Consider the following 12,238-nt stretch of genomic DNA (forward strand, 5'->3'; position numbering starts at 1 on the left):
AGCCTTTAGCTCTGTTTAATTGCAGCGCTGTTTAGCAAATTAGTGCCAAAATTGTCATGAGGAAACAACAATGCAACCAAACAATTCCGCACAAGCACATTTTTTATCCGGGCGTCGTTACGATATCGATGCTATCCGGGTTATGGCGTTTGGGTTACTGATACTGTATCACGTGGGTATGTTCTATGTACTGGAGTGGGACTGGCATATAAAAAGTGAGTACCAATACGCCTGGTTGCAGCCGGTGATGGGGTTCTTTAATCAATGGCGCATGGCCTTGTTGTTTGTGATTTCCGGCATGGCCACGGCGATTCTGGTGTACAAATCAGGTCAGGGATTTTTAGCTGGTCGAATGCGGCGTCTTGGATTGCCTTTGGTATTTGGGATGCTGGTGATTGTGGTGCCCCAGGCCTATTTTGAGGCACAGGCCAATGGCGTAACTACCGGAAATTATGCAGAGTTTTGGTGGGCCTACCTGACATTACAACCCTGGCCAGATAATGCGTTTTCAGGCAGCGATCCGGGATACACCTGGAATCACCTTTGGTATTTACCCTACATTATGTTTTATACCCTGGTGTTGGTGACCGTGCGGGCTTTGCTCAGACAGTGTTCAGATAAAGTGAGCGCCAAAATCCCCACTGGCAATCTGGTCTATTGGATTCTGGCTATGGTCACTTTGTTAATGTTGTGCGGTTATTTTATCTTTCCTTTGTTTCCCTATCGCTCTCATGCATTAACAGATGACTGGTACACCCACAGTTTGTTCTTCAGCTTCTTTGTGTTTGGTTATCTGTTGATTCGCAGCGAAGCCATATGGCAGTCGTTAAAAGAAAAACGTTGGTGGCTACTGGCGTTGGCGGTTGTGGCTTTTATTGGCTTTAGCACCATGAATTCAATCGTAGAACCGGACAGCCACTTTTTGATGAGCTTTGCGCAGATGCTGTTTATCTATCTCAACCGGTTAAGCTGGATACTGGTGATCCTGGCTTTTGGCTATACCTTGCTGAACAAACCGTCTGAGTGGTTGCGCTACTGCAATCAGGCAGTGTTTAGCTGGTACATTTTACATCAGACGATCATTGTTATTCTGGGCGGCATCCTGTCACCTTATCAACTTGGCGGCTTGACGGAGTTTGCATTGGTGCTAACTGGCACAGTCGGCTTGTGCCTGGCAATACACCACTTCCTTGTGTTGCCACTGCGCTTCCTGCATCCGGTGTTTGGTGTAGCGACTTCGGTGAAACTGCCGTCAGAACAGGTATAAACTCCCCGTCAGGCCTGTTAATTTGCCGAGGACGCATCACTTTGGTCTGCTGCCAGTAATTTGATTTTCAATGGTCGCAGCAGGCCTTCAGAAATCATGGTGGCGTAAAGCAGGGGCAGCAAATTGACGCCAAATCCAGCAATCGCCCCTTGATCAAAACCAGTTGTTTTGCCTGAGGCCACACCAAAAATAGCGATACAGCCGATTAAAAACAAAATAACGCCAGCGCCATAACAAAACTGGATCTGGCTTTGGTAAGTGCCAGCTAACTGCCTGGCACCCAAGCCACCGATAATGTCCTGGCTGAATATGTATCTGATACCTTTGAGTGCTGACATCAGCCTGTCCAGGTCATAGGCGAGTAAAGTCATAGCCAGAGTAAAGAGCACTACAAACAGCACACTGGGTAAATTAAAGAAATCGGTAAAATCACCGTTCATTGCCATCATTCCTACAATGATGAGTTTTAAAACTATAATGGCGGCTAAGGCTTTCATGATCATATCTCCTGTCCAGTTGGCCTCCACTTCCGTGGATTCAGATTTTAGTGCTGATACAGGTACATCCAGAGCACTCAGCAGAGACAAGCAGGACTCGTTAGAGGCATTGCCGGTTTTCTCGATGCGTTGAATGGTTCTTAACGAAAGACCACTTGCAGTGGCAAGTACTTCCTGAGACCAGTTTTTCTGCATTCGAAGATTTTTTAGTTTGTCATTACTGAGTCGCATCGGGATTTCCTTTTGTATCGCCGGACAAATGTTAGCCGGATAGTGACTATAGGCCAGATAATCCTTACGACAAAACGGTGACAGTGGAGAAATGAGTTAGTGAATGATGGTCAGCTAAGGTATCTGACAGCAGATTACAGCGATTTTTCACACAGATTGAAGAAGAATGAGCAGGCCATAGCAATTTTTCTCAGTGTGGCTTCATCTTCCTTAGTCCAGTCTACGGTTCGTCCGACACTTTCACAGCAGATAATACCTTTGGGTTGGAAATCCCTGTGTAACACATAATCCAGCAAAGACTTTATTTTTAGTGGCCTAAAATAAGATTCAGTAAAGCAGGAGGTAACCGGATCCAATGTGGCATCCGGTGCATTAACAATTTCCCGCTCCAAAATGGCCTCAAAATAAGAGCCAAAGTCCTGACGGGTTAAAACTGTACCTGAAGTATATTGTTGTTGCAGCGCATCAAAGCATATCAGAGAGGTAATCTGAGAGTGGTCGTCGTCGAACAGCCATAAACTCACTCGATCAGCCCCCTTCACCATGGAATGCGTTATATTGCAGACGCAGTGCAGTTTTTCCTGTTGGGAAAGGGTAGGGTTGGTCAGGGCTGTATTGAGTTTAAATAGCTGTTCCATGTTTTATTTTGAGTTAAAAGTGAATGAGCTGAAAAGGCAAATCGCCAATCGCCAATCGCAATAGCTATTATAGTCTAAATTCGCGGGGTGTTAATTGGGGGCACTTCTGTCTGGCTTTTTCGTCCGGAGTAAAAACAAAATTCGATGGTGTTGGGGAGAACCTTTGTTTTCGAAAAGAAATAGTAAGCAGGCTTTTTAGTTTGCTATGCTCAATACCAGCAATTTAGGTTTAGTTTGTCATCATAACAGGAGTGTAGAGTGGGAATTGAGCAGGACATTTTAGGCGCAATCGACGCAATTTTCAGTTTGGGAACCGTCTCAGAGCAAGACAAAGCCAATCTGGCGTTAATCTTACGAGAAGTGAAAAAATTAGCACCTGAACAAAAGCAGGCGTTATCGGATTACTTGTTGCAAACAACACTGCCCAATGACAATACCCTGGTAATGTACTTCTATTTATACGATTGCTTCGGGGATATTCAGTTTTTAGAAAGACTTATTCCACAAATACCGCCAGCCTGCGATCTTGCCTGGTTTTATGAATTTTACTGGAATGTGTCGCATCGTCTGTTTCGTCGTAGTGCTGGCAGTGACAAGCTGCAAACCGCGTTGCGGCAACACTTTTATGCGCTGGCACAACACAGTAAACGCTTTCTAACCAGCCGTGGATTACTTACCAAGCAGGTTGGCTTTTCAGCTCCCAAAAATATCGCTGTTGTGGTGCCCCAATTAATGCACATGCGGCATTCGCCTACCCGCGAAGCGTTCAATATTGCCTTGCACCTGAAGCATTTTCACGGCTGTCAGGTTCAGGTTATCAATACCAACAGCATGAACTATGAAAACTGTCACCAGTTGCAGTTGCTGATGCCAGCTAACTTTGAAGTGAATGACACACTTAAGGGGCAGCAACAGGTGCCAGTGAAATACATGCAGTTTGATGACAGAGTCAACACCATCAGTTTTGAAGCTGGTCCTATGAGCAATCAAAAGCTGGCTAATATCGCCAGTACTTTGCAGCAACTGGAAATTGAAGCCGTTATCGCACATGGTGAAAACCTGTTGGTGATGGAGTGCTTGTATCAGCATTACCCCTCATTGTTTGCCACTACCGGTGCAGTAGTTCCTTATAACCATTGCGATGCCTATTTTATCCCCGGAAACTTGTTTAATGACAGCGCGAAAAAGCTGGCAGCGGAGTACGGTCACGAAAATTTTATGATGGAGAGTATGTTAGTGACGCCGGAAGGCCAGGCGGAAAAGCCGGCGGACAGAGCACAATTCGGCGCTCAGCACAGTGATTTCCTCTACCTGGTTGTGGGTACGCGCCTGACAGGGGAATTAGAGCCAGATTTTATTGAAGTTTGCCAGAGCATTTTAAACCAGCAGGAAAATAGTCGGATATTGTTTGCCGGGACCCCTGAGCTGGATTTATCGCACTTATTTGATGCTGCTTTAATTACACAGAATCGAGTACTTAATATTGGATTCCAACAAGATCTGGCGGCTATCAGTGCAATGTGTGATGTTTATCTGAATCCAAAACGAGCAGGCGGCGGCACCAGCGCACAAACTGCCATTTTGAATAATCTACCTGTAGTCACCCTGGATCATGGCCATATCAGCGCGGTTGTGCCGGAAAATAGGCGACACGCCAATTGGTTGGTCTATCAGGCATACCTTGACAGATTACATGCTGAACCAGATTTTTTAGCCTCGGAACAACAACTGTTTAGCAAACACTTTTATGAGCACCTTAATTCTGCAGCACAAATAGCAAGAATGTATGAAAAGTTATGTACGGTGGCTGAGGCTTTTGAGTAGCCAGTTGAACTGTACGGAACTTTGAGGTGGAGGTCATTACTATTTTAACTATGAATAGAAGCTATTGATCAACGGGGTTCGCTGAAAATCTTTTTTCAGCGAACCTGACCCCCCGCAATTATCGTTTACCATTTGCTGTCATTCCACAATATGTTTACCCTGTTCCCCTACGGTAAGAAAATTGAAGCAGGGATTAGAAAAGTAATGGCATTGCCTATCGATAAATTGCCTCCCCCCTCTGAAATGTGGGGAGTAAATGGTGATAATTTTCAGGAGAAAGTGGCAAGCTCGCACTCTCCGGTTGTTTTAAGGGAATTTGTTTGCGATTGGCCATTGGTTGGTGAAGCATTGATATCAGACCAACATGCGTTGAGCTATTTGAAAAAGTACGCCAGTAGCGAAAAACACAACCTGGTGTCGCTTGACAAAAAACATGATGGAAGAATGTTTTACGGCAATGAGGATTTAACACAATTAAATTTTCGTTACGAAAACGTCAGCATTCAGCATGGCCTGGAACTGATGCAACAAAGGTTAAGCGACAGCGATTCAGCGAGCCTTTGTTTTCAATGCCTTCCTTTAAAAAAAGCTTTCCCTGGATTGGTACCGAAACTTGTCAATCCTGTTCTTAAAGAGCGAGGCAGTGCCTTTGTCTGGTTCGGGTCAGAGTTTAAAGTGGCGCCTCATTTTGACGAAGCTCAAAATATTGCCATCGTAGCGGCGGGAAAAAGAAGGTTCACTTTGTTTCCCCCGGAACAAATTGATAATTTATACATAGGTCCCCTTGAGCACACACCGGCAGGACAACCTATCAGTCTGGTAGACTTGCATAACCCTAACTTGGAAGTGCATCCCCGTTACGCAATCGCTTATCAACATGCCATGTCGGTAGTACTTAATCCAGGTGATGCCATTTATATTCCATCACCATGGTGGCACCACGTGGAATCCATTTCGAGTTTTAATTTGCTGGTTAACTATTGGTGGAGTGACAATCAAACATCAACAGAGCTACCGTTCCCGGCTTTGATTCATGCATTTCAGGCATTTAACAAAATGAACCCCGGCGAAAAGGCTGCATGGCATAGCTTTATGAAACATTTCATTTTTGATGATGACTCAACAAAATTCGATCACATTCCAGAACGCGGAAAAGGTGTTTTAGGGAAAGGGTTGAAGAATAAGGCCGCGACTATTCATAATTGGATAGCGCAACAGCTACGTTGATTTCTGGATAGAGGTACAGTTTTTGTAGCTTTCAGCAGTGTTAGTTGGACGGCCCGGTACTTTGATGTTGCTTCTTCGAAGGGCCAAATACTGAAAGACTTCGAACAGGTATCGGCGGATTGTTTTACAATTTTAAATTGGGTGTCATGGCAGGGCGGGATTGTACTTTGCTGACTTTTTAACCAAACAGTAATTCCTTCCTGAATTTGCTACTCCATGCAGCCCTCCGCCGCTTGCCTGCCATACTGTCTTTTTTACCCTGATGTTGCTTTATCAGATTCAGACATGCACGATTAAACAACGCAATATGAGCTGCTCCGTTAGGATCGCTTATTTTGAGCTGGTCTTCGCGAAAGGCGACATCAAGCACCCAGTGTAACTGGTTTTCAACTGACCAGTGTTCTCTGATGATACGGGCGAACTGCTCTGCATCAGCTGTAAGTGAGGTTGCATACCAGCGGGAATGATAGCTCGTTTGACCACCTTGCTGACGTTCACTGGCAACCTCAATGATACTGCGAATATGTGGCCATTTTGTTTTTAGTTCTTCAGGCAGTTCGGCTTTCATTTGCATTACTGTTCGGCTTTCCTGACGTCCATGTCCCTGATTCGACTGGGTAAAGGTATTGAGAGCTTCGTCATTGTATCGTTCAGTGAAACTCTCTTTTACATACTCAAAGAGCTTGCTTTGATTCGCCTTTAACTGAATAACGAAGTCACTTTTAGCTTTGACTATCGTCTCCATGGTGTTTGTCTGGCAATGCAGTGCATCAAGCGTATAAATGGCATCTTCCATGGCCAGCGCCTCAATCACATTTCTGGCGACAGCACGTTCATTGCCTTTGTTGTCGGAACAGTCCTGATACAAAGCAATCCCGGAATTCACATCAAAAGCACTGACGACATGTAACGCTTTGCTCACATCTTCCCGCCAGGCACCTCGCATAGTTTTACCATCAAAAGCAATAACCGATTGCCCTAAAGTCTGCCTACGTTGGTTAATCCAGCCAAACACTGTCTGTAGCAATATTTCTGTGTCCAGCGCCTTAATAATTGCGGCAATACAATGTCGTCTGGGGATGCCATTTTCAAAACTGCGATGTTGGCGTAACCAGTTCAGCTGACTTTCGCCAAACTCTTCAATGGCTTTCCAGCCATCTGCTCCGCTAAGTACAGCGGATAAAGTCAGGAAAATAACGTCGACAAGGTTGTGTTTAAGATTAATATCTTTGCGAGGATCTGGGATAATTTCCAAGTGTTTGACCAGTGACATATGGGTTTTCCGATAATGAAAACGGATCAGATCAACTGAATCAAGATAAGTTCACTGGTAAGATATATTGAATGGTGATCAATATTCATTTTTATATATCAAAAAGTTAGGATCCCGCCCTGGGTGTCATGGTAACCTTGAATATGAATCCGCTTGTGGATAGCGCACTCTCTGGCGACGTTCACGATGGCTTTCTGGACACCGCCTTTGGCCATCACCAGCGCCCGGCCTTCACGGGTATGGGGTGGTTTACCACCGGGGAACAGCAACTGTGGATGGCGATGTGTTGACCAGTAGCGTCGCAGGGCATTTAACGTCCGCTCAGGCATGGGCACATAGCGGTCTTTGTTGCCTTTGGCAGTGCGAATATGTACCCGCATCCGGGCGGCATCAATGTCTTCCACCTTGAGATTCAGGCCTTCGCATAACCGTAACCCCATACTGTAAACCGTTAAAAAGTAAGTCTGATAACTCAGTTTTCGGGTATGGTTGATGATGCGTTCTAACTCCGCCACCGACAGCACATCCGGCAGCCTTGACTCCCGTGGCGGTTTAACGATGTTCATCCATTCCCATGGCTGTTGTAGTACATGGCGATACAGAAACTGAATGGCGTTGCGACTGATTTTGACCAGACTCCATGAGCGGGTTTTTGTCAGGTGCAGAAACCAGGTTTTTAATTGGTCGGATGTCAGCGTGTCGGGACAGGCATCAAAATACGCCGTGACCTGTCGGATACACCGACTGTAACTGTCGATAGTGTTGGGGGTTTTACCTTGTAATGTGAGTTCATTCAGGTAAGTTTGGTATAAAGTGTTAAAGCGTTGTTGCTCTTTGGTATTCATCACTGGACCTCTTAGCAGATTGCCACTCACATGAGTGGTACTAAGAAGTTCAGCCGATCTTTACCTTTTCTGCCGCGTAGCGGCTTTGTTCAACAAGCTAATAAATAAGGACAAAAAACAGTTGGCTGTTTTCGTTCCTCAACATTTTAGCCAACAATTTTTTGCCCATTATTAGGGCGTTATGTGGAATTCACTTAGGAGTAATATCAATGTTCGATTATAGCTTGGCGCATTGGGCTGCCTTTTTTATTTCTGCTCTTGTTTTAAATCTCTCGCCCGGCCCTGACATGGCTTATATCGTTGCTCAAACTGCAAAAAGTGGAAAACGTGCTGGCCTTTTTGCCATGTTCGGTGTCTGGAGTGGCGCCTTCATTCACGTCATTTTCTCCGTTGTCGGACTGTCCGCTATATTGGCTACGTCAGCTACCGCCTTCACTATCGTTAAATGGGTCGGCGCGGCCTATCTAATTTATCTAGGCATTCAGGCATTACACTCCAAAGGAGCGAGCTTGGCTTCAGATATGTCCAGCTCAACTATGAGTGACATCAAAATTTTAAAGCAAGGTCTTTTGGTGTCAGTTCTAAATCCTAAAGTCGCCATATTTTTTCTCGCATTTTTGCCTCAATTCGTCGTGGTAGGCGCTGGCCCAGAAAGCGCTCAACTACTTCTGCACGGTATGCTCATAATCGTAGTGGCTGCGTTTATTGAAATTCCCATTATTTTGCTTGGCGCTAAATTAAAGGATTTATTGAAAACTCGCCCTGGTATCGGCAAGTGGATGGACAGAACACTGGGTACTTTATTTATTTCATTGGGTATCAAGTTAGCCCTAAGCGAGAGAGGATAGAAACCATTCCGCATAACAAGGCGCTAAACTCGTTCCCTTCGGTCACTGGGACACAAACGCAGCGCGGCTTCGCCATTTTCACGCCGCATTTGTGCCTGTTGGCTATCAGGAGAAACCATGCAGGATCCTTGGAACCCTCAAAGAATAGAAATTAAAGCTTGGGCCTACGATCCTGACTCATGCTGGCCTGACCAGGATTTCGATCTCTCAGTAGCTGAAATCTACTTTGGTGATTTAATCCTTGACCTCGTAGCCGATGAAAAGTGTCCGAAAAGGGATTTCTTTCTGCGTTGTGCTTATCTATTAGTTGGGGATTCAGTATGGACTGATTACCGCACAAGAACTAAGGAAGAAGTCGAGCAGTTCATCGAAAATGCAAAGGCAAAAAACAATGAAATGCTTTCACTGTTGTACACCAGATCTGTTGAACTCATCAATGATAAATCACTTTTTGACTATTTGTTGTGGTGTAGTGGCGGCTATGTCGATGAAGAGAGCTAACAAAAAATCCAGAGGGACAAAATAAAGCCTCGCTGCGCTCAGTTCAACTTTATTTTGCCCCTGATTTAGGCCGTTAGGGGGTAATACGTTCTCGCCAATATCCAGGCTTTCTTGACTGGTGAGCAATAGCTATAACGATAGTTTTTTGAGGGCGTTCTAAGACAACTATATCGAAAGGAAATCTCTTAAGAATTAGGCGCCTAACATCGATACGGCTTGTTTTGTTTGGCATGAGGCAGAGAGGAATGATTCGGTCGTCAATAATGTCAAAAGCTGCTTCAATAGCGTCATAGAAATCGTATCCTAATCCTTCACATTCTTTTTCATACCAAGCAGCGGCTTCTGCAGCTTCTTCTAGAGCCTCATCTAAAATCTCAATTGGCAAATTATCATCCTTTCAGCCTTAATTCCATGCGTTTACGAAAAGTGTCTCTGTCAACAAGCTTCGCACTCCCTGAGTCAATCTGAGCAACTCGTTTATTAATTTCCTTCTCCCACTCACTAGAAACTCCAGCTTCATTTGAAGCATCTAAGCTTGCAATTAAATCATGTGCAAGCTCAGCTCTCTCAGATTCAGGTAGTGTCAGTATTTGTGCTTTTAAATGAGCAAATGCCGCGGTAGACATAAAGCCTCCTAAAGTAATACCATCTGCGTTATTCTAATCTTAATAAATACCCCTAACAAGCAGCTCAACAGGATTCCGTAACAATGTCACCTGTTAGCAGGGCGTTATAGCCTCCCAGTTGACATTGCGTACGTATAGGCGTACGCTTTTTGGTCGGAGGTGACCTATGACTACACTTAACGCTACAGAAGCCCGCACCAAGCTCTATGCCCTGATTGACGAGGCTACTGCCAGCCATCAACCTATTGTTATTACAGGAAAAAGAGGAAATGCCGTTCTTCTGGCAGAAGAGGATTGGAACGCCATAAACGAGACGCTCAACTTGCTGGCTGTGCCAGGCATGAGGGAGTCCATTCGTGAAGGTATGGATGCTGGACTCGGCGAGTGCGATCAGGAGCTTGATTGGTGACGTGGAAGCTTTACTACACTAAGCAAGCTCAAAAGGATGCTCGCAAACTCGCCTCATCAGGGCTCAAAAGTAAAGCTCAAGAATTGTTAAAAATTATCGAGCAAGATCCGTATCAGAAGCCCCCGCCCTATGAAAAGCTAATTGGTGACTTGGCCGGCGCATACTCCAGAAGAATAAACATCCAGCATCGATTGGTCTACCAGGTTCTGGAAGTGGAAAAAGCGATCAAAGTTCTACGATTGTGGACTCACTATGAATAAAAGCTATTGTTCAAAGGGGTTGATAAACGGGGTTCGCTGAAAATCTTTATTTCAGCGAACCTGACCCTCTGAAATTTTGTTGGTCTTAAATTGGCTCATGCCTAACAAGGCTCCGCACTGGGATAAATTACTCGCTGCGCTCCCAATTTACCGGTGAGCGCGGCGTTATAAGCCTCAAAGATATGATTGAAGAAATAGAAGGAAAACTCACTCAAGTTCGTGCTAGTGGAATAGGCGATCTACTTGCAGTAGTAACTGAACAATTCGTTTTCCACTGTAACACTGTGAGCCAAGTGTACGAAAAATATGGGAAGATACCTGAGGGTGAGTGCCTAGTTCAGGATAATTTGACTGCAAAGAATCAAGCAATTGTTTCACAAGTTTTTACGGCAATGATAATAGAAGCTTTTTACTTTGATTACTATCATGATAAAAAGTCTAAATCTAAGGCTGAGGAGTGGTCTAAGCAAAGCCCGGTAAAGCAATTCATTTCTCTTGCACAAGAGTTTTGGGGCATTAAAAATGTCCAAGAAACTGAACTTTATAGCCAGCTAAATGATTTGAATAGCATTAGAAAAAGGTGGGTTCACAACCAAAGTACTCAACTAGGTAACTATGCTAAAGATCTAAATTATCTTTCAGCGGACGGTTGCATCGATTTTCTTAGAAGGTTTTTCAAATTTATTAATGAGCAAGATCCTTCATACAAAGCTGCAAAATTAATTTCAGATCACTTGTCATCTTTGCAGTTACAAATGAAAGGTTACACTGGCTTATAACAAACAAATTACGTCGCTCGCAAGCTCACTGGGACACAAACATGGCGGCTGTGTTGCTTAGCTCCGATTATAGCTGCCATGTTTGTGCCCCTTATTTGGGTGTTATAGCCTCCCAGTTGACATTGCGTACGTATAGGCGTACGCTTATTGGGCGGAGGTGATCTATGACTACACTTAACGCTACAGAAGCCCGCACCAAGCTCTATGTCCTGATTGACGAGGCTACTGCCAGCCATGAGGGAGTCCATTCGTGAAGGTATGGATGCTGGACTCGGCGAGTGCGATCAGGAGCTTGATTGGTGACGTGGAAGCTTTACTACACTAAGCAGGCTCAAAAGGATGCTCGCAAACTCGCCTCATCAGGGCTCAAAAGTAAAGCTCAAGAATTGTTAAAAATTATCGAGCAAGATCCGTATCAGAAGCCCCCGCCCTATGAAAAGCTAATTGGTGACTTGGCCGGCGCATACTCCAGAAGAATAAACATCCAGCATCGATTGGTCTACCAGGTTCTGGAAGAGGAAAAAGTGGTCAAAGTTCTACGATTGTGGACTCACTATGAATAAAAGCTATTGTTCAAAGGGGTTGATAAACGGGGTTCGCTGAAAATCTTTATTTCAGCGAACCTGACCCTCTGAAATTATGGGATGTTGACACATGGAAGAATTTTCAAATTTGAACTTACACGACTCAACCTTGCATGCTGTAAGGTATGAATGGAGTAAAAAGACACTAGAGCTCAGTATTCAAACCAGTTCCGTAGATTCTCAATCAATTTTAACATTCTATGGCTGTAAACGTGTTAACCTCGCGCAAACAGAATCTTGGGGACCATCAAGTTCAATAAACTCTACTTCCTATTCAAGTGGCGTCTATTTCGTAGAATTGCAAAGTGGCGACATCATTGAAATCGAAGCAAATAGTTTCATTTTTCAAGCAAATGCCTTGTAATAACAAGAAAATTAAAACCGAACATTTATCCGCTGGCTGTTACATAATCCGCCTGTTTTCCTCTC

The 12,238-nt window shown here is 44.5% G+C and carries 16 protein-coding genes; 10 read left to right on the top strand and 6 right to left on the bottom strand.

The features are described from left to right. Positions 1-70 precede the first annotated feature (70 nt). Positions 71-1,267, top strand: a complete 1,197-nt coding sequence (locus ACXAD8_RS17765; RefSeq protein WP_475231317.1) for an acyltransferase family protein — start codon at positions 71-73, stop codon at positions 1,265-1,267. 17 nt (positions 1,268-1,284) lie between these two features. On the opposite strand, the gene ACXAD8_RS17770 is transcribed toward ACXAD8_RS17765, so the two are convergent. Both ACXAD8_RS17770 and ACXAD8_RS17775 read right to left on the bottom strand, forming a co-directional pair. After that, the gene (locus ACXAD8_RS17770) at positions 1,285-1,995 is read right to left on the bottom strand and encodes a helix-turn-helix domain-containing protein (protein ID WP_475231318.1); all 711 of its coding nucleotides are present in this window, start codon (positions 1,993-1,995) and stop codon (positions 1,285-1,287) included. Between the two features lie 134 nt (positions 1,996-2,129). Next, on the bottom strand, positions 2,130-2,519 hold the full coding sequence (locus ACXAD8_RS17775) for a GAF domain-containing protein (protein ID WP_475231319.1): 390 nt from the start codon (positions 2,517-2,519) through the stop codon (positions 2,130-2,132). Between the two features lie 372 nt (positions 2,520-2,891). Between ACXAD8_RS17775 and ACXAD8_RS17780 the strand changes: the two genes are divergently transcribed. Then, positions 2,892-4,457: a glycosyltransferase gene (locus ACXAD8_RS17780; RefSeq protein WP_475231320.1), complete on the top strand. Its 1,566-nt coding sequence runs from the start codon at positions 2,892-2,894 to the stop codon at positions 4,455-4,457. Positions 4,458-4,607: 150 nt separating this feature from the next. Continuing rightward, complete coding sequence (locus ACXAD8_RS17785; RefSeq protein WP_475231321.1) at positions 4,608-5,684, top strand: cupin-like domain-containing protein; 1,077 nt, start codon at positions 4,608-4,610, stop codon at positions 5,682-5,684. Between the two features lie 178 nt (positions 5,685-5,862). Here the strand turns inward: ACXAD8_RS17785 and ACXAD8_RS17790 are convergent, their stop codons facing one another. Both ACXAD8_RS17790 and ACXAD8_RS17795 read right to left on the bottom strand, forming a co-directional pair. After that, positions 5,863-6,957: an ISAs1 family transposase gene (locus ACXAD8_RS17790; RefSeq protein WP_475231322.1), complete on the bottom strand. Its 1,095-nt coding sequence runs from the start codon at positions 6,955-6,957 to the stop codon at positions 5,863-5,865. A 98-nt stretch (positions 6,958-7,055) separates the two neighbouring features. Further along, positions 7,056-7,802 (bottom strand): site-specific integrase, encoded by a 747-nt coding sequence (locus ACXAD8_RS17795; RefSeq protein ID WP_475231323.1) that lies wholly within the window; start codon positions 7,800-7,802, stop codon positions 7,056-7,058. 209 nt (positions 7,803-8,011) lie between these two features. Here ACXAD8_RS17795 and ACXAD8_RS17800 point away from each other — a divergent pair, with 209 nt between their 5' ends. Beyond that, a complete protein-coding gene (locus ACXAD8_RS17800; protein WP_475231324.1) occupies positions 8,012-8,650 on the top strand; it encodes a LysE family translocator in 639 nt (212 codons plus the stop codon). Positions 8,651-8,767: 117 nt separating this feature from the next. Then, on the top strand, positions 8,768-9,151 hold the full coding sequence (locus ACXAD8_RS17805; RefSeq protein WP_475231325.1) for a hypothetical protein: 384 nt from the start codon (positions 8,768-8,770) through the stop codon (positions 9,149-9,151). Between the two features lie 73 nt (positions 9,152-9,224). Here the strand turns inward: ACXAD8_RS17805 and ACXAD8_RS17810 are convergent, their stop codons facing one another. Then, positions 9,225-9,536 (bottom strand): hypothetical protein, encoded by a 312-nt coding sequence (locus tag ACXAD8_RS17810; RefSeq protein WP_475231326.1) that lies wholly within the window; start codon positions 9,534-9,536, stop codon positions 9,225-9,227. Positions 9,537-9,540: 4 nt separating this feature from the next. Then, positions 9,541-9,777, bottom strand: a complete 237-nt coding sequence (locus ACXAD8_RS17815) for an addiction module protein (RefSeq protein WP_475231327.1) — start codon at positions 9,775-9,777, stop codon at positions 9,541-9,543. Between the two features lie 166 nt (positions 9,778-9,943). On the opposite strand from ACXAD8_RS17815, the gene ACXAD8_RS17820 reads away from it, so the two are divergent. The 5 genes from ACXAD8_RS17820 (at position 9,944) to ACXAD8_RS17840 (ending at position 12,173) form a co-directional block, all read left to right on the top strand. After that, entirely contained in the window at positions 9,944-10,186 is a 243-nt protein-coding gene (locus ACXAD8_RS17820; RefSeq protein ID WP_475231328.1) for a type II toxin-antitoxin system Phd/YefM family antitoxin, read from the top strand. After that, positions 10,183-10,446 carry a Txe/YoeB family addiction module toxin gene (locus tag ACXAD8_RS17825; protein ID WP_475231329.1) on the top strand — a complete coding sequence of 88 codons (264 nt, stop codon included), beginning with the start codon at positions 10,183-10,185 and terminating at the stop codon, positions 10,444-10,446. Before ACXAD8_RS17820 ends, ACXAD8_RS17825 begins: the two co-directional genes overlap by 4 nt. A 182-nt stretch (positions 10,447-10,628) precedes the next feature. Next, a complete protein-coding gene (locus ACXAD8_RS17830) occupies positions 10,629-11,225 on the top strand; it encodes a hypothetical protein (RefSeq protein WP_475231330.1) in 597 nt (198 codons plus the stop codon). 299 nt (positions 11,226-11,524) lie between these two features. Continuing rightward, entirely contained in the window at positions 11,525-11,788 is a 264-nt protein-coding gene (locus ACXAD8_RS17835) for a Txe/YoeB family addiction module toxin (RefSeq protein WP_475231331.1), read from the top strand. Positions 11,789-11,879: 91 nt separating this feature from the next. Continuing rightward, the gene (locus ACXAD8_RS17840) at positions 11,880-12,173 is read left to right on the top strand and encodes a hypothetical protein (RefSeq protein ID WP_475231332.1); all 294 of its coding nucleotides are present in this window, start codon (positions 11,880-11,882) and stop codon (positions 12,171-12,173) included. Positions 12,174-12,238 lie beyond the last annotated feature (65 nt).

It is taken from the genome of Planctobacterium sp. AWH2_060 (genome assembly GCF_056158425.1).